The organism is Candidatus Nitrosomarinus catalina, assembly GCF_002156965.1.
In the GTDB taxonomy this organism is placed as follows: Archaea; Thermoproteota; Nitrososphaeria; order Nitrososphaerales; family Nitrosopumilaceae; genus Nitrosopumilus; species Nitrosopumilus catalinensis.
This window is the reverse complement of the sequence record NZ_CP021324.1, coordinates 220,881-242,963: the sequence shown is the minus strand read 5'-3', so window position 1 is coordinate 242,963 and position 22,083 is coordinate 220,881. Positions and strand designations below refer to the sequence as shown.

The window sequence follows — 22,083 nt, the reverse complement described above, 5'->3', positions numbered from 1 at the left end:
TTAACCTAAGTCAAGTTGAATGTCAGCTGATGATTTCATTGTAACCCCTTGGCACGTTGAGGGTGATATCGACTATGATAAATTAATTAAAAAATTTGGTACTGAAAAAATATCATCAGAACTACTCGATAAAATCAAGAATATTACAAATGAAGACCACTTTATGCTAAGAAGAGGGATTTTCTTCTCACATAGGGAAATGAACAGAATCATAGAGGATCATCAAAAAGGTAAGGGATTTTTTCTTTATACTGGAAGAGGGCCATCAGGACATACTCACATTGGACATTTAGTTCCATGGGTATTTGCAAAGTGGTTACAAGAAAAATTTGATGTAAATTTGTATTTTCAATTAACTGATGATGAGAAATTTTATTCAAAAACAAATTTGACTTTAGAGGAGACAAACAAATTTGCATATGAAAATGCACTGGATTTCATAGCATTAGGTTTCAATCCAGAAAAAACAAAAATAATTATCAATACAAAGAACATTCAAACATTGTATCCAATTGCAGCTCAAGTAGCAAAGAAAATTAATTTTTCAAATACAAAAGCAACTTTTGGATTCACTAATGAAACAAATATTGGAATGATTTTCTATACATCATTACAATCAGCTCCATGTTTCATTGAAGATAAACCAGTTTTGATACCATTAGGAGTTGATCAAGATCCACATTTTAGATTAACAAGAGATATTGCACAAAAAATTGGAAAACAAAAACCAGCTTTAATTCACAATATTATGATTCCAGCATTAACAGGACCGGGAGGAAAAATGTCAGCATCTGAAGAAAAAGGAACAATATACACCACAGATTCTCCAGATGTGGTTAAAAAGAAAATTAACAAATTTGCATTTTCAGGAGGACAGCCAGATATTGAACAACATAGAAAACTAGGTGGAAATCCGGATATCGATGTATCATATCAATATTTGAGAATATTTTTCGAGCCTAATGATGAGAAATTAAAGAAAATTTATGATGATTATAAATCAGGAAAATTACTTTCAGGTGAATTGAAATCAATTCTGATTGAAAAAATTAATGAATTCCTTAAAACACATCAAGAAAAACGTGAAAAAGCAAAACAGCAAATAGAACAATTTCTTTTACAAAATAAATGAAAACTGAGATTGTATGTGACGACGAATATGAAGCTCAAAAATTAATGAGTTTAATTTTCATAAAAGAGGACAAAGAGACATACATTTCAGGGATTTTAAATATAATAAAAAATGAAATTATAATTTCATTGAAGGATAAATCAGCACATAGTATTTTACTTAAAGATGAAGAAAATGTTGAAAAATTTGCAGATTTCATACAATCAGTATTTGATCAAGAACATGATTTGGTTTCAACTAAAATGAATAAATCAATAATTGAAATTATTAAAGAATAAATGATTTAAAAATTATCTAGGGAAATATTTACTTCTTTTAGATTTATTTCTTGGACGTTCTTCCTGGGGTTTAGAAGCAGGTACAACAACATCGTTACAATTTGAACAAAAGACTTTGAGTTCTTTTTTAGCAATATCAGGTGCAGAGATATATTTTCCCCAGGATGCGGCTTTACTACCACGTCTAGTTTCAGTAGATAATTGATTATTGTTTTCATCACAAATACCTAAAGATCGTTCATCAGTAGAACCACAACTAGAACAGGTTTTTCCTCCTAAAATTTCATATAATTTTTTCTGTAACGATTCATTGAATTTTGCAGAGCCGCCAGAATAGAAACTTTCTTGTTTTCTCAAAACTTTCTCACTCCTCCTGTTTGATCTAGAATTGTCTCTGAAATTTCGTGAACCTCTATCGTCTCTGGAATATCTTGAACCTCTATCGTCTCTGGAATATCTTGAACCTCTATCGTCTCGAGATGGTCTATCTCTACCAGAATCATCTGGTTTGTTTTGTCTAAAGCAATCACTACAGTAAACTGGCCTATCAGTTTTTGGAACAAATGGAACGGTGCATTGATCACCACAATCAGCACAAGTTACAGTTGTTTCCTCTCTGTCATTGTCTCTGGAATTTCGTGAACCTCTATCGTCTCTGGAATATCTTGAACCTCTATCGTCTCGAGATGGTCTATCTCTACCAGAATCATCTGGTTTGTTTTGTCTAAAGCAATCACTACAGTAAACTGGTTTGTTGCTTCTTGGAACAAATGGAACGGTGCATTGATCACCACAATCAGCACAAGTTACAGTTGTTTCCTCTCTGTCATTGTCTCTGGAATTTCGTGAACCTCTATCGTCTCTGGAATATCTTGAACCTCTATCGTCTCTGGAATATCTTGAACCTCTATCGTCTCGAGATGGTCTATCTCTACCAGAATCATCTGGTTTGTTTTGTCTAAAGCAATCACTACAGTAAACTGGTTTGTTGCTTCTTGGAACAAATGGAACGGTGCATTGATCACCACAATCAGCACAAGTTACAGTTGTTTCCTCTCTGTCATTGTCTCTGGAATTTCGTGAACCTCTATCGTCTCTGGAATATCTTGAACCTCTATCGTCTCTGGAATATCTTGAACCTCTATCGTCTCTGGAATATCTTGAACCTCTATCGTCTCTGGAATATCTTGAACCTCTATCGTCTCTGAACCTCTATCGTCTCTGGAATATCTTGAACCTCTATCGTCTCTGGAATATCTTGAACCTCTATCGTCTCGAGATGGTCTATCTCTACCAGAATCATCTGGTTTGTTTTGTCTAAAGCAATCACGGCAGTAAACTGGCCTATCAGTTTTTGGAACAAATGGAATTGTGCATTGATCACCACAATCAGCACAAGTTACAGTTGTGTCTTCTCTGTCATTGTCTCTGGAATTTCTAAAAGAACGAGAAGGTCTATCGTTAAAGGAAGAATTACGATTAGGGTATTTTTTATCAGAATGTTTTGATCTGTATAGGTCCATTTTATAATAAAGTTGAGAGTTGTTGGATATAGATACTTAGATCTCTAAGTTGTGCCTAGAATTTAAAAAAATATCAAACTAGAGATTTATCCATTTCTGTAGACATCAATTCTTGAACTTTAAGAAAATATAGTTTTGTAGAATATGGCATATCATCTAAATTATTATCAACTACAATCATGAAATATCTAACTGCCCTCTTTGAAATATCTAAATTAAATTTCATTGGAAGAATAGGATCCTGGTTAACCTTGATTTTGTCTTGAAGCCATGGTGGTGCCATTTCAATTGTTTCTTTGATAATTTTATCATACCAAAATGAAAGATTTTGAGGTTGGAGACCTTGTTTTAGATTTGATACGTCAGTATCAATTTTTTTCATCATATGATTGATTATGGTCATTAATTTTCATGCAATAATTTTGTTTTATTCAGATTACTCAAAATACTGTAAGCTACTTGTCAATTGGTAGCAAGTTTCCATCAGAATCAATTTCAGAATTTTTTATTCTAGTTGTAGAAATTCTTTTCCCATCTTTTGCCAAAGTCATTGGAACTACAATTATTTCAACAGGAGAAAGATTACGTTCAGTTCTCAACTTGTTCAAAATATTTCCTTGGTTTTTGGTTTCATCACTTACAACAAGTGCCTGAACTTCTTTTTCAAAAACTGCAGGTCCAAAATCATTGTTTAATTGACTAATTTCAAAATAAGAATTAGGAAATTTTTTAAAAATAATTGAAGTCAAATTTTTGAGACGTTCATCATATTTGTGAATAGGATTTTTTCCCTTTTTTTGTACAAACTCATCACTAGTTAACCCAATAATGACTTTTTCAGAAATATCAAATGCAGTAGAAAGTAAAGTGATATGTCCATGATGAATGATATCAAAAGTTCCACCCATGGCAATTAAAGAAAATTTTGACATGTATTGATATAAAATTCTTTGAAAATAAATCTACTAGTTTACCAAAATTTGTGCTAATTATCCTTAGGCTCCAAGATAGATATTTTCTTCATTTCAAACAAATGTTTCAATGAAAAATTAATCTTTTTGTTCAGGAGTCCAATCTATAGATTAAGAGTTTTGTAATTTTAGTATCTTGGAACGATGCTAAGTCTTGATTTTGCAGAGATTGCAACTATTGAGATAATTGCGACTGCTAGAATCATGGCTGCAATTGTACCAAACTCTGGAATTACAAAGGTACCGATAATTTCAATTTGTTCAGTTTCTGCACCAAATGGAACGATAACTGTGTTACCGTTAATTTCTGCATCATCTGATTCCTCGCCATCAACTAATACCATAAAGATACCTTTTTGTGTTGATTCTGAAGGACTGATTGTCAATACACCATCATCAATTGCATTAATGTTGATGATGACTGAATTATCATCTGTGTTTACTGTTGCACTTGTTACTTGTCCACCTGAAATATCATAAGAAGTACAATTACCTCCAATGCTTACTTCACCTGAACCACAAGTAGTAACTAAATTTGTGCGTAATTGAGGTACAGGAATTTCTACATCCAGGAAATCAGCGTAGAATTTATCAGATTCTGAGAATAAAACAAATCCTATAGAAGAAGAAGAAATTTCTTCATTTAGTTTTACGGGGGCTAATTCATTGATATTCATATCACCAATCTCAATTGTAGAAATTTGAATAATTCTATCAAAAACATCGTAAAAAGCAAGATATACAGAAGTTTCAGAAGTTTGGGAATTTCCATTTCTCAAAATTCCTGAAAAAGAAAAAGTGTAGGAAGAATCATTTGGATTAGTGATAGGTTCAATTGAGACATCACTTATAGAAATTTTTAATGAATCGTCCATGATTTTGGAAGTTTCAAATGTTAAAATTTTTGTATAGACATCAACAATATCAGAATTAGAGGTTTCTGAACGTATTACAAATGGAGAAGTGCTAGAGGGAGGAATTACATTGAGTATGGTACTTCCTTCTTTAACTTCTAAAGGATCAGAACTAAATTCATCATAGAAATATGCTTGAACTTTGACATTAGTTACAAAAGACAGAGGATCATTGTTTTCAATTACTCCAATTACAACTGTATGTCCTTCAGAGTCTTGATAGACATAATTTGAATTAGAATTTGTTGAAACAGTCAATGTAGGATTAGTATCAGTATATTCTTGTGAAAAAGATTGAGATATTGGAAATAAGATCAAAATAAAAATAAACCCAAAAATTAATTTCTGCATTAAATTATGTCTGTAAAAACCATTAATCAAGCATTACTACTTAGATTAACGTACAAAAAAGGCAACAACGTTAAACCTAGTTTACACTGATTAAAAAGAAGAAAAAGAAATTAAAAATGGATATAAATTTTATTTTCTCTTAGCGGTAATTGCTAACCAGTATACTAAACCTGGAGCTAAACCAACGATAAGAGGAATCCATACGGGCCATCCGTCTACTGCGCTTGCCATGAATGAAAAGTCAAACCTATCCTATTTAAATCCACCCAGCTGTCTGAAATTCATCATTGATCGGAGAATTGAAAGTGGACCGGACGGAATTTGAATCCGTGACCCCCCGCGTGCAAGGCGGGTATACTACCAGGCTATACTACCGGCCCACATGAAAAAGACTATCAAAGTGGACTTTAATTGTTGTCCTCTAGGATAAGATTTTATTTGAATAGAGAATTTTTACGTCATGGTACTTTTAGAATCACAAATTAAATTAAAAAAAGGAGATATTGCTCCAGACTTTGAATTATTAGGAATTGATGATAAAAGACATACACTCAAAGACTATGAAAATTATAAAGGAATCTTAGTTATTTTCATGTGTAATCACTGTCCATATGTCAAAGCAAAAGTGGATGCATTAAACGAATTATTTGAAGAATGTGGAAAAGACATAGCAATTATAGGAATTAACAGCAATGATCCTACAAACGTTCCAGAAGATAGTTTTGATGCAATGAAACAAACTGCAAAAGAAAAGAACTTTCAATTTGACTATCTAGTAGATGAAACACAAGAAATTGCAAAAAAATATGGAGCAATGTGTACACCAGACCCATTCTTGTTTAACAGTCAAAAGGAATTAGTTTTTCACGGTAGAATTGATAATGCTATGAAACCAGATGATACAGCCACAGAAAAGACAATGATTCTAAATATGAAAAAATTGATTTCTGGAGAAAAAATCGAGAAAGATTTTGACCCATCAATTGGCTGTTCTATAAAGTGGAAAGAAGAATAAATCCAGTAATTTCATACTTGGGAGTGTTGAATTATATTGAAACTCTGATGAATTGTCATTATTGGGCTCGTAGCTCAGCTTGGCTAGAGCGTTCGACTGATAATCGAAAGGCCATGAGTTCGAATCTCATCGGGCCCACTTAATTATTTAATATTTTGGGATATGGTATTTGACCATTGTAAAATATCACTAAGATTATCGGATAATAAATCAGAATTAATTTTAGTTTTTTTGGAGATTTTACCACATAATGCCAATTTAATTTGTTTACCAGATTTTCCTTTGTTTGGATTAATCGAATCAGCAAAAAATGTTAGTCCTTCAGAAGTCTGAGAAAAAATCACTACTAATAAAATTCCAGGTTTTTGCTTCCAAATCTTACCTACTAATTTTTGAAAATCCAAGTCAAACAATACATCAATTGCATAAGACATGTCACCTAAATGAGAAACATTCCAACCATCAGAATGATATGAAGATGAGGCAGATTCAGCAATCAAGATACTTTCAGGATCAGCTGCAATAACAACTACATTTTTTTTGGAATCTAAAACTACAGGAATTTGATTGAAAATACTAAGAGATTTAGATACAATATTTCTTAAAAGATTTTGTTCTGCAGTGCCAATTTTTCCAGAATCAAATAATTCACGTATATTATCAATAGCAGGGTAGATCACCTCAATTATTATCCGGTTAATTAGAGCACCAGAATTAAGACAATTTCGAATTAAAGAATAAATTTCTTCTTCTTTACCTTTAACTAGTAATTCAAGATAACGTGAAGTGATTTTAAAATAGTCATCAGGAAAAGCAAATGATTCTTGACCAGGTTCTAAAAACCATAATGTCACATTACCAATATTTTTTTGACGAAGTAATCCTTCTGCTGCAAAAACTTTAAGATATTTTGTCATGGTTATTCTACTAACATTAATTTTTTTAGAAATTTCAATTCCAGATATTCCACTATCAGAATCTTTCAAAACAGAAATTAATTTTTCTCTGATTTCTTCAACACGGTAACCCTTAGCCATAATTATCTTCAATCAAAGTATGGTATAAAGACTAATTTTCAATTGAAAAAGAAAATTTTAAAAAAATAAAACATTATATACTTGGGTACCTTAAATTACGGTAAGGAAAAGTAAATTGCCAAAAGCCGGATTCAAATCAATCACAGTTTCAGAAACAGTATATGATAAATTCCATGAAGTTTATCAAAATAGCAAAGACGACCTTACAATGAAAGGAGTCAATAGTTTTTCAGGCTATGTAACTTACATGTTAGAAGAGATGATGCAAAAGGACAAAACTTTTGCAAGATATGCTCCAAAGATAGAAAAAATTTCCATTGATGATGACAGAGTAATTCTAAAAGACAATATGAAAAATAGAATTGCAGAAGTTGCAGTTCAAAAAGGAGAATTATTTTGTCAATTATGTGATGAAAAAGACTGTGTCCATGTTGGATATGTTTTCTCATTACCAGATGTTTACGAAGTATTAAACGCCAGAGGAATTAAAAGTCCAAAATAAAGGTGGAGGAGGTGGGATTTGAACCCACGAACTCCTGAGAGACAGGATCACCCATTATTTGATCTTAAGTCCTGCATGTCCAAAAGCACATAGTGCTTACTTTGGCCAGGCTTGATTACTCCTCCAAAAGATTACAAATATCTGTGAAATTTAACAGTTTAGAAAAATTTTGCCCAGAATGAAGAATTATAAGGATTTTCTACAGACAAATCATGTGCTTCGATAGCTCAGTCTGGTAGAGCGTTACATTGGTAATGTAAAGGTCGCGGGTTCAGATCCCGTTCGAAGCTTCTAATAATTTTTAATTAATAATTCAAAATGTCCCGTTCTTTTTGTTGAATTTGAATTAATCGAGCGATTCGCCTTAATTTTATTGATTTTCCAAGGTTTTTTGGAAAACATGTTTACAACCTCTTTAGAGTTTGAATTAGATAAAAGAACATTACATCCTTTTTCATCTAATTTCGTACAAAGAACAAATAGTCGATTTAGATCATCATATGTGAAATTCTTGTTAGTATAACTAGTAAAATTAGCAGTTTCAGTTACAGGTTGATAAGGTGGATCAAAGTATACTAAATCCCCTTTTTTTGCATCACGTAAAACTGCTTCAAAATCGCGGCATTGAATCTTAACTTTGCTAGAACTTAGAATATGACTAACTGAGCGTAAATTATCCTCATTTACAATATTTGGATTAGTATATTTTCCTAAAGGAACATTGAATTTACCTTTACTATTTACTCTATACAATCCATTGAAACATGTTCTATTCAAGAATAGTAATCTAGAGGTTTTTTCAATTTCTTTTTTTGGAGTACTTTCGCGAACAGAATAATAATATGATTTTGAATCTTTTTGATAATATTTTTCATGTTGTTTTAATGAAGATATTAAATTATCAACATTGTCACGAATGGTTGCATATGCTAAAACAAGATCAGAATTTAGATCTGAAATAATACATTTTTGTTTATTATTTTCAGTTAGCATATTGAACAATAACGCACCGCCACCTAGAAAAGGTTCAAAATAAGTACCAAATGACTCAGGTAGATTTTCATTTAGAGTTGAAATTAATTGTCGTTTTCCGCCAGCCCATTTTACAAAAGGTTTTGGTGTGACTAAAATCTGACCATATTGCTGCTTCATATAATATAATCACAAAATTGCATATTGTCAAAATAGACAATAAAAGATCACAAGCTGTGCAGTATTTTTTAATCAAATTTGTGTAGAGGGTCCCCTACTAGTAAATAATAAAATGAAAAAGGTTGGGTTTTAGTCCCACTTTGACCATGCGGCCATCCATCTGTATGTCCAAGTGTTCAATTTACAACCTAACGCTGCAAATGTACATGCCAAAACTGCACCTGCACCTGCGCCCAATGCGACTGGACTGTTATAGAACTTACCTACTTGGGGTTCTATTGGTGTCATATATGGTGGCAATGTTGGTCTTGGATATTTGAATGCCGTTTCAAGCGGGTCTGCAACTGTAATGAGGTTTACCATATTGAATAATGGTAAAGACATTCCTACTAGTACGCCGCCAAACAGTATCAAGGAGTGCTTGTTCTTCTTTGTTGCCCAGTAGACTAAGTCCAAAAGCATTGCTGATGGTAACCAAACTGGAGTCACAATGAAGTCATATGGATATCCGAGTGCAAACCATGCACCTTTTGCAATCCATGTGTATACTGTCATAATTAGAGCGTAGTACGTTGCTGTGCCTGGAACGCCCGTAAATGTAAGATAATATGTAGCTCCTACAATAAGCATCAAAGTTTGCGATATTGAAAATACCGTGTACGATGTCCAAGCCCAGTCAGTGTAGAAGATGTAATCTCCTGCATTAATTGTTAACAGTGTAGAGTTAACTGCAACTACTACTATGAATAAGTAGTGTGTACATCGTCTTAACCAGACCATACGGAATTGAGGAAAAGGTCTGTATATAAAATTTTAGAGTTTGATGAAGATCGGCACTTTTGACCTAAATTAAAATTAAAAAGAAGTGTCTTGAGTTGGTTTCTGTTTATTTTCCGACGAATAATGAAATCATTATTGTACCGACTGTAACAGCACCTACAACTCCAGCAACAATACCGTTACTGTTTTTGTTGGAACCTTCTTCCATTACTTTAACACAGAAGATGTAACCAATTGCCTCAATGATTGTGAGTACGATGAATGCAAAGTGGCCACTTGGAGTTGGATATGCCCAAGGATAATAGAAGTATCCTGCTGCAGTTCCACCAAAAGTTGCTAACCATGCTGCGATAAATGAAATGGTAATCATTCCAGTCATGTTTTCAACGCGTCGTCCAATCATTCGTTCAACGTCGGCGCTTGATGATCCACCAGCACCGCCAGAACCGAATCCTTTAGGAAGAGTCATTATGGAATTAATGGGATTCAGAATCCTTTTAAATCTTTCTTAAAGTGCTGATTCCATCACGATCAGGTATACTTAGTGAAATAATAAAAATAGAAAAAAGTGTGCGTTTGCACGTTGTGTCTATGGAATGCTTCTACTGTACAATTTACCTTCTAAGGCCATCTTGTACATTTCTGCAACATATGGATTCTCACCAGGAGTTTCTGCACCTAGTTCTACAAGTCGAGCATATACTCTGACTACGTATGCTAGTGCACCCATGAAAGCTACTACAACTCCCATGTTAAACATCCAGTGATTTGGAACTGCAAAGATCTCCTCTACAAACCAGAAATGCCACATCTCATTGACCCCAATTGTAAACATTGTTGCTAAGTAACCAAGAATGGTCATCTTTAAACCAGTGTTCATTGAATTGTTAGGACCTCTAAGAACAGGTATTTTTCTATCATAGATTGCTGCTGCTCCCCATCCAAGTGGTAATGTGATGAAGTGGGAGTATAGCCACCAGTGTGCTGGTGTAAATGCACTATCTCTGATAGAGGTTTGATGGAGTGAACCATCAACGAAGTTATCAACTTCGACTGATGCTGCAGTGGATCCCATAGCTATGACGATGAGCCAGATTTTCTTTAGTCTCTGGATCTCAACTTCTTTTGGAATTAATGCGGGCATCTGTGCCATGTGTACATAAGGGTAAATTCGAGATATAAAGCAAGAGTTTACAAATTCAAGATTTTTCTTCAAATAAATATAATTTTTTATTGATTAATTTGAAATAAATTATTTTTGATAGGTTATTTTTACTAGAAATTTTATCGTTTATTCATTAAATTCATTGTATAACATCAATGATTATCATTGAAATAATGTCGATCCTCGTCAAGAAGGTAAAACATATAACGATGAAATCTACCTCTCCAATAATAGGGATATAATATGGTCGAACAAAAGATTATCGTATTAGGACTAGCTGTAGTACTTGCACTAGGAACATTAGGATTCAACTGGGTTGAGTCTATAATGCCAACTGCAGATGCACACGGTGTCCAAGCACAACTCCAAAGTCGTTTCATCAGAATAGAAGATGAAACCTTCAATAGACAATCCCTACAAACTGGCGAAACCTTGACACTTCAAGGAACATTAGTCAGTCTCGTAGAAAGAGACCTTAGAGGATGGTTATCCATTTTCTCAGAGTCAACCAACGCAGGTAACAGATGGGAAATGTTAGCAAGAGACCCACCAGGAAACGTCTTTGACATTCCAGGTAACTCAGTTATCGAATACTCATTGTCTGCAAAAGCACTTGAAGCAGGTGTATACCACGTACACACCCAACTCAACGTAGCTAAAGTTGGTCCAGGACTTGGTCCAGGTCAAACTGTTGTCGTAGAAGGTGAACCAATTATCAAACCAATTCCATATACCAACATCGCATACCAATCAATCATAATTGGTGTCGGATATGTTATTACGTTTGCAACTAGACCTTGGCAAGTTATCTAAAATAACCCACTTTTTCATTTTATAGATACTCCTTACGCTTTGCGTTAAACCATCATGAACTTTTTATTTACAATAAACCAATAGAAAAAAAATGTTAGATTTTAAAATCATCAAATTAAATCTCAATCAAAGTTATTTTTTTGGTGAAGTTGAATTTCGTTCAGATATTTACAAAATAAATATTCAAAATGAAAGAAGAGGCAAAGTCCTAAAACTACCATTTCCAATAGAATCAAAAAAAGATAGAATCATTGTCAGAGTTTCAGGACCTGAAGGAGTTCTATTTGTAGAAGATTTTCTTCCATACAAAGGAGAATCAGAATGGTTAGAAATAGACTCAAATGAGATTGCATTTTTTCTTGCAGATCATCAAGACCAATTAGATACAATTGAAGTAATGTATGAGTAAAAGAAAGGACTTTAAGGAATCCAAGTAAAATATTGACAATGATTTGGCCAGGTACTGGAGATCCATACAAAAGGAAAAAAGCAATCAAATTTCTTCTGATTAGTGCTGCAGTAGGGGGTATTGCAGTATTACTTACAACTGTAGGAGTAAATCCAATGATAGCCCAACAAGCACATAATGCATGTATACAAGATATGGATACTGATTGGAAAATATCATTTACTTTTGAAATGATTATGGATGGTCAAAAAGCAGAAGTTCAACCAAATATAGGAATTACAGATGAGTGTCAAAGGGCAATTTACACATTATCTAATGACGGAACAGTTTATGCTGAATGGGTAGAAAACCCTAATTTTGAATTAGGTCATTTCCTATATATTTCCAAATTTCAAATCAGAGATATGGAAGAGTCAAAAACTGAAATTTATGTAAATGATAGATTAGCCGAAAACGGTCTTAAAACACCATTACAAGACAAGTATCATTACAAAGCAGTATTTACTTCAAAGAATTATGATACATCAAAAGATAAAGACTTCTTGCCACCACTACCAGAAAACTGAATCTATTGAATTTAGACTTAGTAAAATATTCAAAATAATTTTAGACGTCAATACAACTAATTTCTAAAGCTGAAATTAATTGGATGAACTAACTTGAAGATATTAAAAATAATGAAAAGATGAAAGGTGGTAATTTTACCAATATTTACCGTTGTCTGGAATAAGACCGATACCTTCTCTTTCAAAGTGTCTGTCTAATTCATCAACCCATCTCTCACGGTTGTCTTTGTAAGCCCATCCGTGTACACGCAACCAAAATGAGATTACTCCAAGAAGGAATACTGTGAACATGATGGTTCCGAAGATGTAAATCATTACATCATAGAATAATGGATCATAGTTTGGTCCTAATTGTCCTGTAAGTGTTGACAGGATACTTAGGAAAGTACCTACGATAGGAATCATAACATTTTTGCACTATTTCTGCGATATATACATTTCTTTTATTGTTACAAAGTACGAGATCAGTATCACTAAGAGAGAATAATAAAATGAAAAGGAAAAGTGAGGTTTGTTTTATCCTCTGCCCATTGCTGCGTATTTGCCAGATCTTCCTTTCAAGAAGAAAGCTCCTGCAATACCACCGAATACTGCACCTGCAATTACTGCTGCACCAACAACACCATCTGCACTAATGTATGGGGTTCCTGATCCAGCTGCTGGATTTGCATCAGCAGAAGCAACTCTTCGAGTTTGAATCTCAAGTGCTTCTTCTAAAGTATATGATCCGGTTTGTCCTTCGCTACCGACATTGCCCATGTACTGTGCAAATGCAACAGAACTTTGTGCAGAGAGTCCGATAGTGAAGACAGCGATTAAGGATGCTGCTAATAGTATTTTTGTATTCATACCTTTTACCTGTCGTTTTCCAGCCAGAGACTTATTTAACTTTTATTCTAAGAGTCATTTTTGCTACTATATTGCGAGATCAGCAAAAGTAACGTTTAATTCTACTCTTAATAGAGCCAAGCCATGGGACGAATGCATACTCATAGACATGGAAAGTCACATTCAATCAGACCAGCAACGTTACGTGCACCATCATGGATCACTTTAACACCTGCTGAAATTGAAGCCTTAGTCGTAAAATATGCTAAAGATGGTTTAACTCCTAGTCAAATTGGAATTAAATTAAGAGATCAACATTCAATTCCATTAATCAAACCAATTACAAAAAAGAGTATTGGTCAAATTCTTGAAGAGAATGATTTGAAACCAGAAATGCCTGAAGACTTGGAAAATATCGTTAACAAAGCTGTAGGACTTCAAAAACACCTTAAAGAAAACAAAGGAGATAATAGAAATGTTAGATCCTTAGAATTAATTGAAGCCAAGGTTCACAGATTGTCGGTATATTACAAAAGAATCGAAAGAATTCCAAAAACATGGAAGTATAAATCAGTGGTTGCTCAATTAGAGTAATGACAAAAGTGTTTGAAGAATCATTATCATTATTCAAAGACAAAGTTTCAGATTGTATTAAATCCAATAAATCAATTTCAATAACAACACACAACGATTGTGATGGATTAACATCTGGAAGTATAATCACAAAAGCGTTAATCAGAGAAGGAGCAAAATGTACAATTAGAACATCCAAAGAATTTAGTAAAAATGTGGTTCAGTCATTTAAAACAGATTCAAGAGATTTTCACATTATAACAGATTTAGGAGGAGGTTTTGGAAATGAATTGAATCAAACAATAGGAGAGAATTGGATGATTTTAGATCATCATCAAATTTCAGATGAAGAAAAAGAAAATGAAAATATCATTAATTCCTGGAAGTATGGAATTGACGGAGGTTCAGAAATTTGTGCTGGCGGAATGGCATATTTTGCTGCAATGGCACTAAATGAAAAGAATTCAGATTTATCAGAAATTGCAGTAGTTTCAGCCTTAGGAGACAGACAAGATCAGGGTGAAAATAAATCATTTACAGGAAAAAATTTTGAAATTGCCAATATTGCTAAAGAATTAGGTCTAGTTGAAATAGATCTAGATTTGTTACTGGTTGGAAGAGAAACTAGACCTTTGGCAGAAGCCTTAGCATTTACATCACAGCCATTTATCGAAGGATTAACATGGAATAAAGAAGCATGTTTTTCACTTCTAAAATCATCGGGTATTGAATTAAAAGAAGAAGGGAGATGGAGGGTTCCATCAGAACTTGATGATGATGAGAAAAAAAAATTAATAGAAACTATTGCAAATTTCTCTTCAGAAAAAAACACAATAGAATTAAAATCTGAATTAATTGGGTATACATACACATTTCCAAGAGAAGACAAAAGAAGTTTTCTTAGAGACGGTAGAGAATATTCAACAATGCTAAATTCATGTGGAAGGATTAATCGCTCAGGAGTCGGAATGGCAATTTGTATGGGAGATAGAAATAAGATTCTAACAGAAGGAGAAAAAATTCTAACAGATTATAGAAAAATGATTAAAGAATACATGAATGTTTTATCAAATGAGCGATGGCGAATTTCTGAAAGTGAAAATTGTGTGATGGTTAATGGCGAAGATATTGTTCCAGAAACGATGACAGGTAGCATATCATCATTAATTGCAGGATCACCAAAAAATGCTGGAAAAGTAATCATTCTCAGAACTAGAGCAGAAGAAAATACAATAAAATTTTCATCAAGAAAATCATTTGGATGTAAATCAAACATTAATCTTAGTGATTTGATGAAAAATGGAGCTAAGAAATTTGATGGTATTGGGGGAGGCCACGATAGTGCAGCAGGTGCAAAAATAACTAAAGACAAATTGGACGAATTTTTGAAATATTTAGATGTAAATGTCGTTAACGTGTCAAGTACAAGTAATTCTGAATAACATATCAAAAAAAAAGGCTGGTGCAGTCAAAAAGGCCTTAGAGCCAGATAATGTAAATTTTCCAAAAGGATTGAGTCTTTATGTTGAAAATGTTGATAGTAAACTAATTTTTAATTTTAAGAGTAAAGAAAACATGAAACAATTAGTAGGCACAGTAGATGAAGTATTAGAACATATCCAAGTTGCATTAAAGGTGATTGAATAATGTTAGATCCCAAACTAATCAAAGAAAAATCTCAAGTTATCAAAGATATGCTAAAAGTAAGATCAGTAGATTTTGATCTGGAAGGATTAATTGATTCAGATCAAAAAAGACGAGAATTTATCATTAAAACTGATGAATTGAGAAAAAAGAAAAACCAAGTTGCATTAAATATTTCAGAAAAAAAGAAGAGAGGGGAAGATATTTCTTCAATTTTAGCAGAGATGAAAAATATTTCAGAAGAACTCAGTAAATTAGAAGTTGACCAAAATGATATTGAAAAAAAATATTTAAAATTAGCAGCATCAATTCCAAACCTCATCCATGAGTCAGTTCCAGTAGGAAAAGATGAAGAGTCAAATAAAGAAATAAAGAAATGGGGCAATATTCCAAAATTTGATTTTAAAATAAAGGATCACATAGATATTTCTGAAGGTTTAGACTTAGTGGATTTAGAAAGAGCTGCAAAAGTAGCGGGTGCAAGATTTTATTATTTAAAAAATGATTTAGTTAGATTGAATCAAGCATTAATTAATTTTGGATTAGATTTTCTTAGAGAAAAAGGATATTCTATTGTTCAACCTCCATATATGATTAATCGAGAGTCAATGGAAGGAGCAGTAATTGCAGACGATTTTGAAGAAGTAATTTACAAAATTGATAATCAAGATTTGTACATGATTGGAACTTCTGAACATGCAATGGCAGCAATGCATTCAAAAGAAATTATCGAAGGCAAAGACATTCCAAAAAAATATGCAGGAATAAGTCCTTGTTTTAGAAAAGAAGCAGGAGCACATGGTAGAGATCAAAAAGGAATTTTCCGAGTACATCAATTTGATAAAATTGAACAATTTGTTTTTTCAAAACCAGAAGATTCCTGGAAGGAGCATGAAAAATTATTATCAATTGCAGAGGAATTTTATCAAAAATTAGAAATTCCATATAGAGTCATGTTATTGTCTACTGGAGATACAGGCAACATTTCAGCAAAAACTTATGATATTGAAGCATGGATGGCAGGACAAAATGCATACAGAGAAATTGTTTCATGTTCAAATTGTTTAGAATATCAAGCAAGGAGATTAAAAATTAGATTTAGAGATAAAACAAATGAGGATACACAATACATCCATACTCTCAATAGTACATTAATTGCTACAACTAGAGTGCTCGTAGCTATAATGGAAAATTTTCAAACAAAAGATGGTCATATTCGGATCCCTGAAGTATTACAAGGATATATGGGCAATCAGAAAGAGATCTAGTGACATACCCTTATATTTTGGATTCAAGGCTCGTTAAGAATTGGCACGTAGAAAAGGTCGAATTAAGGACAAGTGGAGAGAAAAACGTTGGGTAAATGTTAATGCTCCAGATTCATTTAACAATGTCCCACTAGCATATGTTCCAATTACAGATGATGAAAATGCTTCAGGTAGAGTAATCGAAGTCACATTATTTGATATTCTTAAGGGGGATCCTTCTCAACATCAATACAAAATCTATTTCCAAATTGATAAAGTAGATGGAGAGAAAGCTTCAACAATTTTCAAGAGATTTGAATATTCAAAAGAGTTTTTGCGAAGTTTAGTTAGAAGAGGTTCATCAAAAATTAATTTCATTATTGACATTAAAACAAAAGACGGATATGTTTTCAGAATTAAGATAATTGCTTTAACTTACAGAGCATTAAATACATCTAGAAAACATGCACTAAGAATTATTGCTAGAGACATTATTAACAATACAGTTCCAGAAATGACAATTGATCAATTTGTACAAGCCACAGTTTACAGTAAAATCAATTCAGATCTCATGGCTGCATTCAAACGAGTTATCAAAGTTAGACATGTAGGTCTTGAAAAAGTCAAATTAATCAGAACTGCAGATAAAGAAACTAAATTACTAGAAGCATAAGTAATTAGAATTATCTATTTACAATTATGAGTAATAAGTTAGAAATTACAATTGATGTCATTGTTCATGCAACAGAAGATATGACAAAAATATTACAACCTTTTAATGAAATATTTGATATCGAAGAAGAAATTTTCAACAAGACAGAAACTACTGGCTATTTTGAAAATCCCATCACAATGGTAAATACAAAACTTGTAAAAAAACAATCCAAAGCATTTATGAAAAAATTTTTGGAGATACTATCAATTAGTCAAATAAGTCAATTAATTGAAGAGATTGAAGAAAGAACTGAAGATTCAAAATTTCATTTGAGATTAGATAAGCAAGAATTGGTTCAAGGTAAATTAGTTTTCAGCCAAAAAGATACAATAAAAATTAAAATTCATACTCCAGTATATAACAAAAAAAATACTCGTGATGTTTTTTCAGAATTATTTCAGAGTCATCTAAATTAAATAGGAATAGATCGATTATCCAATTTGGGAATGAGGAAATAACAGCCGCTCCAGTCTGAGCTAACGCCTTGAAGACGCCGCGACGAACCGACCCCAAATTAATCAAATAATCATAAAAGAAATTTCATTTGTATAACATGGTTTATTATAAATACGGATGAACAAGTCATGATATCATGGCAGATTACGACGTAATTATAGCAGGAGGAGGACTAGCAGGCACAATTACAGCACAGTCCATTTCACATTATTCTAATCAAAATCTAAAAATTCTTGTAGTTGACCGAAATCCAGAAACTCTACCAGGTAGAAAAGGACTAGCAGGATGGGTGTGTGGAGATGCATGTTCAAAAGAGGCAGTAGATTTCATGTCAGAAAGAATCAAAGTTCAATGGACAAATCCTGAGATTGAACATGATGTTAAAGGGGTAATGGCATTTTCACCAGACAGAGAAACAGCAATTCCATTTGACGGAGATGGATTCATGTTGAATCGTACAGAATTACCAAGAATTCAAAATGAAAGATGTAAAAAAATGGGAATTGAATTTGAATTTGAAATTGGTTTAACAGGTTTAATTTATGATGGTCAACAAGTTATTGGAATTGAAGGAATAGATAACAAAACAAAACAGCCTTACAAAAAAACATCAAAACTAGTTATTGATGCAACAGGTGTAACATCTATTCTAAGAAATGGACTAAAGAACTCAACCAAAGTTGAAAAGAAAATCAACATTGAAGATTTAGAAATAACTGGAAGATACATAATGGATTTCGAGCCAGGCCAAAAAGATCTTACAGAATTTGATCCAGATTATTGTATTATTCATTTAGATCAAGATATTGCACCAGGTGGATATGGATGGGTATTTCCAAAATCAGAAACTAAAGTCAACATTGGTTTAGGTGTTGAAAAAGCATTTTTAGATAAAAGAAACAAAAGATTAGGCAAAAAAGATAATGTCGAATCATTAATGAAAGAATATCTTCAAAGAAATACAGCAATTACAAATGCAAAGCTTTCAGAAGATCCTACAGATACTTTAGGAAATAATCACTCTGGAATTTTCCAAGTTTCAGTTAGAAGACAAAACGAATGTATGGTATCAGGAGGATACATGATGGTTGGAGATGCTGCATGGATGCCAAAACCAATTGATGCAGGAGGAATTGGACCAGCATTAATTGCAGGAACAATTCTTGGGAAAAATGTAGCTGAAGCATTACAAGCAAATGATACATCTGAAGCATCACTATGGCAATATAATTTAGATTTCATTAAAGAGTACGGATACAAAACAGCAGGTCTAGAACTTTTTAGAAGATTAGTGCAACAAATGAATAATGAACAAATCAGCTATGGTATGAAACACTTTTTGGGAAATTTGGATGTTGAAGCAATTAGTAAAGGAGAGCATCCAGACTTTTCAGGATTAGGGAAAGTTGGAATGATAATTAGAGGAGCACTAAATCAAACAGTTGCAAAGGGACTAAAGTACACATCTTCAGAAAATCAATGGTTAGTTGAACATTACAATAATTATCCAAAAGATCCATCAGGATTTGATGAATGGAACAAGTCATTACATCAAAGATTGGATGCATCATTTGCTAAAATTGAAGCATTTGGAAAATAGATCCAACATTAAATATTGTTAGAATTAAGGAAAAAAAGCCTTGGAAGAAATTCAATATCTTGATTGGAACAAATCTAGTGATATAATCAAAAAAGCGTATGAGGCTGGGCTATTTGTTCTAGTTATTGGACCAAAAGGTACAGGAAAAACTTCACTAGTTAGAAATTTTACAGAAAAAAATAATATTAATTCTGAATCAATTAATTTTAGTTTAAGAACTAGAGAAAGTCATTTGATTGGTACAAAAACACTAACAGATGGAACAGTCAGTTTTGATGAAGGTATATTGATTAAATCAATGAGAAATGGAGATGTATTATATTTGGATGAAATTAATGCTGCTGAAGCAGATGTTTTACTTAGATTAGATGAAGCATTAGATGACAGAAGACAAATTGTATTAAAAGAAGCAGCTGGAGAAGTTATCAAAGCAAAAGAAAATTGGTTTGTGATTGCAACCATTAATCCATTAACACATAGTGGAACAAAAGAACTTCCGCCGCAAATTCTAAGTAGATTTCCAGTTCGAATAAGATTAGAATATCCACCTGAAGAAGTAGAATTAGAAATTGTTAAAGAACATATTTCAGGAAATCATGATTCAGAAATCATCCAGGCCATTAAATTGGCAAATACATTAAGACAAGCTGCAGCAGTTGAAGAATTGTTTTACTCACCAAGTTTGAGAGAAACTATTGCATTTGCAAAATTATTAGATAAACAAATGTCACCTAAAGAAGCTGCAAACATTGTTTTTGGAAATGTGTATACACAATGGGGAAATATTGAATATCAAAAAGTAAGCGACATCATTACCTCAATGTTTGGAAATTAAATGCAATCAATTCAATTACAAAATGATTCTTTATTAGAAATAGCAACTTTTCTAATTCGACGATGGTCTGAAAAAGAAAATGTCATAATTGAAATTTCAGACAACATACAAACAAAAACAAGATTAAAAGAAAAAAAAGTCATTTTGACACCATTAGAAAAACGAATAGGAAATAATTTTCAGAAATACAGGCAATTTAGAACATCATCATGGTATGAAGCAATGAAGATAAAATATTCTGAAAAAATTTTGAGTGATGATCATGCTTTTGGATTTATACTAAATACAATGGAAACAAAAAGAGTAGAACAGCTAGGAAGAAAAATTTGGAGGGGAATGGATGAAGAAATAATTTTCAATTATTCATATATGCTTGTTTCAAGACCACAACTGCACACAGTTTATGGAAAAGCCAGAATGGTAGAAGCATTTTATCAATATTTCATGTTTGGTGCAATTAAAGGAGAGTTACAAGAAAGTCATTTTGAAAAAATCAAAAAAGCAACAACATTTGCAAAAAAAATTGTAATTGAGTCAATTGAAAATAATCAAAAGACTAGTTGGATTGAAAAAAATGTAGCTGAAATAATCAAAATTTTAGATATTGATTCGTTGTTAACGATTCCAATATCAGTGGCATTTATGAAAGCAGGTATGGCATTATCGGAAGAAGAATTAAAAAAAGTTTTAAAAATTATTGCAAAAAACAAAGAAGGTGATTTTGGTGCAATAGATACCTCTTCAGTCGTAAAAGGAGATAATGTTTATGACGAATACAAAGTGTTGATTGAAGAAAATGAAAAAAATGAAAACAAAGGACTAACGACAGAATCAGTAGGAATACAAATTCCATCAACAAAAAATATTGATGAAACAATAATCTATGATATGAGTTTGATAAATGGATTAAAAATGAAATTTAAAGAATGGAAAACAGGCTGGAAGGAACAGCATCTAAGATCAGGAGATGAATTTGATGATGAAAATTTTATTGAGGGAAATGAACCATTTTTTACAGATATTAAAAAATCAATTAAAACAAAAATTATAATTTTATTAGATCATTCATCAAGCATTTCATCTGATGCAGTTGAATATAAGAAAGCAACAATTGCATTATGTGAAGTTTTAGCATTTCTTAGAGTAAAATTTGCAGTATATGCATTTAGTACTGAAAATAGATCAGTAGTTTGTTGGTCTGTTAAAGAAGAGAACATGAAATGGAATAACATTACTGCTAAAAGATTGGCACAAATTGTTGCAAATGGTTCTACACCATTAGCAGAAGTTTATGACAAGATGTTTTCAACACTTCAAGCAAAACAGCCAAATATTTTTTTGACATTAACAGATGGGGAGCCATCAGATTCTAATGCAGTTAGAAAAATGACAAAATCACTTAAAGGAATAGGAATCACTATGGTAGCTTTAGGATTAGGTCCAAATACTGTAAGAGCCACAACTATTGCAAATAATCTCAAACATTTAGGATATGATAAAACAATGGCAGTAAGTAGACTAAAAGACATTCCAAATAAAGTAATCAACCTACTAGATGTGTAATTCAAGAAGTAAAA

Annotated in this window: 29 protein-coding genes, 4 tRNA genes and 1 pseudogene; 18 read left to right on the top strand and 16 right to left on the bottom strand. The window is 32.5% G+C overall.

What is annotated here, in order from left to right:
* Nucleotides 1-19: 19 nt before the first annotated feature.
* Nucleotides 20-1,132, top strand: coding sequence for a tryptophan--tRNA ligase (locus NMSP_RS01355; RefSeq protein ID WP_086907114.1), 1,113 nt, complete (start codon nt 20-22; stop codon nt 1,130-1,132).
* On the top strand, nt 1,129-1,410 hold the full coding sequence (locus NMSP_RS01350; protein ID WP_086907113.1) for a hypothetical protein: 282 nt from the start codon (nt 1,129-1,131) through the stop codon (nt 1,408-1,410). Before NMSP_RS01355 ends, NMSP_RS01350 begins: the two co-directional genes overlap by 4 nt.
* A gap of 12 nt (nt 1,411-1,422) precedes the next feature.
* Here the strand turns inward: NMSP_RS01350 and NMSP_RS08595 are convergent, their stop codons facing one another.
* The 8 genes and pseudogenes from NMSP_RS08595 to NMSP_RS01310 all read right to left on the bottom strand — a co-directional run bounded on the left by NMSP_RS08595 (nt 1,423) and on the right by NMSP_RS01310 (nt 5,549).
* The gene (locus tag NMSP_RS08595) at nt 1,423-1,767 is read right to left on the bottom strand and encodes a hypothetical protein (protein WP_225971297.1); all 345 of its coding nucleotides are present in this window, start codon (nt 1,765-1,767) and stop codon (nt 1,423-1,425) included.
* The gene (locus NMSP_RS08590) at nt 1,764-2,006 is read right to left on the bottom strand and encodes a hypothetical protein (RefSeq protein ID WP_225971296.1); all 243 of its coding nucleotides are present in this window, start codon (nt 2,004-2,006) and stop codon (nt 1,764-1,766) included. The genes NMSP_RS08595 and NMSP_RS08590 overlap by 4 nt, the downstream gene beginning before the upstream one ends.
* Nucleotides 1,969-2,418: pseudogene (locus tag NMSP_RS08585) on the bottom strand (CxxC-x17-CxxC domain-containing protein); the annotation flags it as partial. The pseudogene NMSP_RS08585 and the gene NMSP_RS08590, both read right to left, overlap by 38 nt.
* 32 nt (nt 2,419-2,450) lie before the next feature.
* Nucleotides 2,451-2,933, bottom strand: coding sequence for a CxxC-x17-CxxC domain-containing protein (locus NMSP_RS01330; RefSeq protein WP_086907110.1), 483 nt, complete (start codon nt 2,931-2,933; stop codon nt 2,451-2,453).
* Between the two features lie 73 nt (nt 2,934-3,006).
* Nucleotides 3,007-3,336 (bottom strand): hypothetical protein, encoded by a 330-nt coding sequence (locus tag NMSP_RS01325; protein ID WP_086907109.1) that lies wholly within the window; start codon nt 3,334-3,336, stop codon nt 3,007-3,009.
* Nucleotides 3,337-3,388: 52 nt separating this feature from the next.
* Nucleotides 3,389-3,865: a phosphopantetheine adenylyltransferase gene (locus NMSP_RS01320; RefSeq protein WP_086907108.1), complete on the bottom strand. Its 477-nt coding sequence runs from the start codon at nt 3,863-3,865 to the stop codon at nt 3,389-3,391.
* A gap of 167 nt (nt 3,866-4,032) precedes the next feature.
* Nucleotides 4,033-5,169, bottom strand: a complete 1,137-nt coding sequence (locus NMSP_RS08745) for a PEFG-CTERM sorting domain-containing protein (RefSeq protein ID WP_318779019.1) — start codon at nt 5,167-5,169, stop codon at nt 4,033-4,035.
* Between the two features lie 306 nt (nt 5,170-5,475).
* Nucleotides 5,476-5,549: transfer RNA gene (locus tag NMSP_RS01310), tRNA-Ala, on the bottom strand.
* An 80-nt stretch (nt 5,550-5,629) separates the two neighbouring features.
* Here NMSP_RS01310 and NMSP_RS01305 point away from each other — a divergent pair.
* Nucleotides 5,630-6,184 (top strand): thioredoxin family protein, encoded by a 555-nt coding sequence (locus NMSP_RS01305; protein WP_086907107.1) that lies wholly within the window; start codon nt 5,630-5,632, stop codon nt 6,182-6,184.
* A 63-nt stretch (nt 6,185-6,247) separates the two neighbouring features.
* Nucleotides 6,248-6,322 (top strand) — tRNA-Ile (locus tag NMSP_RS01300).
* Between the two features lie 5 nt (nt 6,323-6,327).
* On the opposite strand, the gene NMSP_RS01295 is transcribed toward NMSP_RS01300, so the two are convergent.
* On the bottom strand, nt 6,328-7,221 hold the full coding sequence (locus NMSP_RS01295; protein ID WP_086907106.1) for a B12-binding domain-containing protein: 894 nt from the start codon (nt 7,219-7,221) through the stop codon (nt 6,328-6,330).
* A 115-nt stretch (nt 7,222-7,336) separates the two neighbouring features.
* On the opposite strand from NMSP_RS01295, the gene NMSP_RS01290 reads away from it, so the two are divergent.
* Complete coding sequence (locus tag NMSP_RS01290; protein ID WP_086907105.1) at nt 7,337-7,723, top strand: hypothetical protein; 387 nt, start codon at nt 7,337-7,339, stop codon at nt 7,721-7,723.
* Between the two features lie 3 nt (nt 7,724-7,726).
* On the opposite strand, the gene NMSP_RS08250 is transcribed toward NMSP_RS01290, so the two are convergent.
* Nucleotides 7,727-7,848 (bottom strand) — tRNA-Leu (locus NMSP_RS08250).
* Between the two features lie 91 nt (nt 7,849-7,939).
* Here NMSP_RS08250 and NMSP_RS01280 point away from each other — a divergent pair.
* Nucleotides 7,940-8,013 (top strand) — tRNA-Thr (locus NMSP_RS01280).
* Between the two features lies 1 nt (nt 8,014).
* Here NMSP_RS01280 and NMSP_RS01275 read toward each other — a convergent pair.
* From NMSP_RS01275 to NMSP_RS01260, 4 genes are all read right to left on the bottom strand, one after another.
* Nucleotides 8,015-8,875: a DNA adenine methylase gene (locus NMSP_RS01275; RefSeq protein WP_086907104.1), complete on the bottom strand. Its 861-nt coding sequence runs from the start codon at nt 8,873-8,875 to the stop codon at nt 8,015-8,017.
* A 129-nt stretch (nt 8,876-9,004) separates the two neighbouring features.
* Nucleotides 9,005-9,655 (bottom strand): ammonia monooxygenase family protein, encoded by a 651-nt coding sequence (locus NMSP_RS01270; RefSeq protein WP_086907103.1) that lies wholly within the window; start codon nt 9,653-9,655, stop codon nt 9,005-9,007.
* A gap of 106 nt (nt 9,656-9,761) precedes the next feature.
* Nucleotides 9,762-10,124 carry a hypothetical protein gene (locus NMSP_RS01265; RefSeq protein ID WP_086907102.1) on the bottom strand — a complete coding sequence of 121 codons (363 nt, stop codon included), beginning with the start codon at nt 10,122-10,124 and terminating at the stop codon, nt 9,762-9,764.
* 120 nt (nt 10,125-10,244) lie between these two features.
* Nucleotides 10,245-10,808: a methane monooxygenase/ammonia monooxygenase subunit C gene (locus NMSP_RS01260; protein WP_086907101.1), complete on the bottom strand. Its 564-nt coding sequence runs from the start codon at nt 10,806-10,808 to the stop codon at nt 10,245-10,247.
* A gap of 255 nt (nt 10,809-11,063) precedes the next feature.
* On the opposite strand from NMSP_RS01260, the gene NMSP_RS01255 reads away from it, so the two are divergent.
* The 3 genes from NMSP_RS01255 to NMSP_RS01245 all read left to right on the top strand — a co-directional run bounded on the left by NMSP_RS01255 (nt 11,064) and on the right by NMSP_RS01245 (nt 12,608).
* Complete coding sequence (locus tag NMSP_RS01255) at nt 11,064-11,633, top strand: methane monooxygenase/ammonia monooxygenase subunit B (RefSeq protein WP_086907100.1); 570 nt, start codon at nt 11,064-11,066, stop codon at nt 11,631-11,633.
* Nucleotides 11,634-11,724: 91 nt separating this feature from the next.
* On the top strand, nt 11,725-12,042 hold the full coding sequence (locus tag NMSP_RS01250) for a hypothetical protein (RefSeq protein ID WP_086907099.1): 318 nt from the start codon (nt 11,725-11,727) through the stop codon (nt 12,040-12,042).
* Between the two features lie 38 nt (nt 12,043-12,080).
* On the top strand, nt 12,081-12,608 hold the full coding sequence (locus NMSP_RS01245; protein ID WP_086908312.1) for a hypothetical protein: 528 nt from the start codon (nt 12,081-12,083) through the stop codon (nt 12,606-12,608).
* A gap of 135 nt (nt 12,609-12,743) precedes the next feature.
* Here the strand turns inward: NMSP_RS01245 and NMSP_RS01240 are convergent, their stop codons facing one another.
* Complete coding sequence (locus NMSP_RS01240) at nt 12,744-13,013, bottom strand: hypothetical protein (protein WP_086907098.1); 270 nt, start codon at nt 13,011-13,013, stop codon at nt 12,744-12,746.
* A 111-nt stretch (nt 13,014-13,124) separates the two neighbouring features.
* Entirely contained in the window at nt 13,125-13,457 is a 333-nt protein-coding gene (locus NMSP_RS01235; RefSeq protein ID WP_086907097.1) for a hypothetical protein, read from the bottom strand.
* A gap of 123 nt (nt 13,458-13,580) precedes the next feature.
* On the opposite strand from NMSP_RS01235, the gene NMSP_RS01230 reads away from it, so the two are divergent.
* The 9 genes from NMSP_RS01230 (at nt 13,581) to NMSP_RS01190 (ending at nt 22,069) form a co-directional block, all read left to right on the top strand.
* Nucleotides 13,581-14,030, top strand: coding sequence for a 30S ribosomal protein S15 (locus NMSP_RS01230; RefSeq protein WP_086907096.1), 450 nt, complete (start codon nt 13,581-13,583; stop codon nt 14,028-14,030).
* Nucleotides 14,030-15,451, top strand: a complete 1,422-nt coding sequence (gene recJ, locus NMSP_RS01225; RefSeq protein ID WP_086907095.1) for a RecJ family nuclease — start codon at nt 14,030-14,032, stop codon at nt 15,449-15,451. Before NMSP_RS01230 ends, recJ begins: the two co-directional genes overlap by 1 nt.
* Nucleotides 15,414-15,656 carry a KEOPS complex subunit Pcc1 gene (locus tag NMSP_RS01220; RefSeq protein WP_086907094.1) on the top strand — a complete coding sequence of 81 codons (243 nt, stop codon included), beginning with the start codon at nt 15,414-15,416 and terminating at the stop codon, nt 15,654-15,656. The genes recJ and NMSP_RS01220 overlap by 38 nt, the downstream gene beginning before the upstream one ends.
* Nucleotides 15,656-16,921 (top strand): serine--tRNA ligase, encoded by a 1,266-nt coding sequence (gene serS / locus NMSP_RS01215; RefSeq protein ID WP_086907093.1) that lies wholly within the window; start codon nt 15,656-15,658, stop codon nt 16,919-16,921. The genes NMSP_RS01220 and serS overlap by 1 nt, the downstream gene beginning before the upstream one ends.
* 40 nt (nt 16,922-16,961) lie before the next feature.
* A complete protein-coding gene (locus tag NMSP_RS01210) occupies nt 16,962-17,573 on the top strand; it encodes a 30S ribosomal protein S3ae (RefSeq protein WP_086907092.1) in 612 nt (203 codons plus the stop codon).
* Nucleotides 17,574-17,599: 26 nt separating this feature from the next.
* On the top strand, nt 17,600-18,031 hold the full coding sequence (locus tag NMSP_RS01205) for an RNA-binding domain-containing protein (protein WP_086907091.1): 432 nt from the start codon (nt 17,600-17,602) through the stop codon (nt 18,029-18,031).
* 176 nt (nt 18,032-18,207) lie between these two features.
* A complete protein-coding gene (locus tag NMSP_RS01200) occupies nt 18,208-19,671 on the top strand; it encodes an NAD(P)/FAD-dependent oxidoreductase (protein ID WP_086907090.1) in 1,464 nt (487 codons plus the stop codon).
* 40 nt (nt 19,672-19,711) lie between these two features.
* Nucleotides 19,712-20,506, top strand: a complete 795-nt coding sequence (locus tag NMSP_RS01195; RefSeq protein ID WP_086907089.1) for an AAA family ATPase — start codon at nt 19,712-19,714, stop codon at nt 20,504-20,506.
* Nucleotides 20,507-22,069, top strand: a complete 1,563-nt coding sequence (locus NMSP_RS01190) for a VWA domain-containing protein (RefSeq protein ID WP_086907088.1) — start codon at nt 20,507-20,509, stop codon at nt 22,067-22,069.
* The last annotated feature ends 14 nt before the right edge of the window (nt 22,070-22,083 follow it).

Excerpts from the sequence above, each read along its gene's own strand:
- NMSP_RS01355 (WP_086907114.1), top strand. The coding sequence starts at position 20 with ATGTCAGCTGATGATTTCATTGTAACCCCTTGGCACGTTGAGGGTGAT.
- NMSP_RS01350 (WP_086907113.1), top strand. The coding sequence starts at position 1,129 with ATGAAAACTGAGATTGTATGTGACGACGAATATGAAGCTCAAAAATTA.
- NMSP_RS01330 (WP_086907110.1), bottom strand. The coding sequence starts at position 2,933 with ATGGACCTATACAGATCAAAACATTCTGATAAAAAATACCCTAATCGT.
- NMSP_RS01325 (WP_086907109.1), bottom strand. The coding sequence starts at position 3,336 with ATGACCATAATCAATCATATGATGAAAAAAATTGATACTGACGTATCA.
- NMSP_RS01320 (WP_086907108.1), bottom strand. The coding sequence starts at position 3,865 with ATGTCAAAATTTTCTTTAATTGCCATGGGTGGAACTTTTGATATCATT.
- NMSP_RS08745 (WP_318779019.1), bottom strand. The coding sequence starts at position 5,169 with ATGCAGAAATTAATTTTTGGGTTTATTTTTATTTTGATCTTATTTCCA.
- NMSP_RS01305 (WP_086907107.1), top strand. The coding sequence starts at position 5,630 with ATGGTACTTTTAGAATCACAAATTAAATTAAAAAAAGGAGATATTGCT.
- NMSP_RS01295 (WP_086907106.1), bottom strand. The coding sequence starts at position 7,221 with ATGGCTAAGGGTTACCGTGTTGAAGAAATCAGAGAAAAATTAATTTCT.
- NMSP_RS01275 (WP_086907104.1), bottom strand. The coding sequence starts at position 8,875 with ATGAAGCAGCAATATGGTCAGATTTTAGTCACACCAAAACCTTTTGTA.
- NMSP_RS01270 (WP_086907103.1), bottom strand. The coding sequence starts at position 9,655 with ATGGTCTGGTTAAGACGATGTACACACTACTTATTCATAGTAGTAGTT.
- NMSP_RS01265 (WP_086907102.1), bottom strand. The coding sequence starts at position 10,124 with ATGACTCTTCCTAAAGGATTCGGTTCTGGCGGTGCTGGTGGATCATCA.
- NMSP_RS01260 (WP_086907101.1), bottom strand. The coding sequence starts at position 10,808 with ATGGCACAGATGCCCGCATTAATTCCAAAAGAAGTTGAGATCCAGAGA.
- NMSP_RS01255 (WP_086907100.1), top strand. The coding sequence starts at position 11,064 with ATGGTCGAACAAAAGATTATCGTATTAGGACTAGCTGTAGTACTTGCA.
- NMSP_RS01250 (WP_086907099.1), top strand. The coding sequence starts at position 11,725 with ATGTTAGATTTTAAAATCATCAAATTAAATCTCAATCAAAGTTATTTT.
- NMSP_RS01245 (WP_086908312.1), top strand. The coding sequence starts at position 12,081 with ATGATTTGGCCAGGTACTGGAGATCCATACAAAAGGAAAAAAGCAATC.
- NMSP_RS01240 (WP_086907098.1), bottom strand. The coding sequence starts at position 13,013 with ATGATTCCTATCGTAGGTACTTTCCTAAGTATCCTGTCAACACTTACA.
- NMSP_RS01235 (WP_086907097.1), bottom strand. The coding sequence starts at position 13,457 with ATGAATACAAAAATACTATTAGCAGCATCCTTAATCGCTGTCTTCACT.
- NMSP_RS01230 (WP_086907096.1), top strand. The coding sequence starts at position 13,581 with ATGGGACGAATGCATACTCATAGACATGGAAAGTCACATTCAATCAGA.
- recJ (WP_086907095.1), top strand. The coding sequence starts at position 14,030 with ATGACAAAAGTGTTTGAAGAATCATTATCATTATTCAAAGACAAAGTT.
- NMSP_RS01220 (WP_086907094.1), top strand. The coding sequence starts at position 15,414 with ATGTCGTTAACGTGTCAAGTACAAGTAATTCTGAATAACATATCAAAA.
- serS (WP_086907093.1), top strand. The coding sequence starts at position 15,656 with ATGTTAGATCCCAAACTAATCAAAGAAAAATCTCAAGTTATCAAAGAT.
- NMSP_RS01205 (WP_086907091.1), top strand. The coding sequence starts at position 17,600 with ATGAGTAATAAGTTAGAAATTACAATTGATGTCATTGTTCATGCAACA.
- NMSP_RS01200 (WP_086907090.1), top strand. The coding sequence starts at position 18,208 with ATGGCAGATTACGACGTAATTATAGCAGGAGGAGGACTAGCAGGCACA.
- NMSP_RS01190 (WP_086907088.1), top strand. The coding sequence starts at position 20,507 with ATGCAATCAATTCAATTACAAAATGATTCTTTATTAGAAATAGCAACT.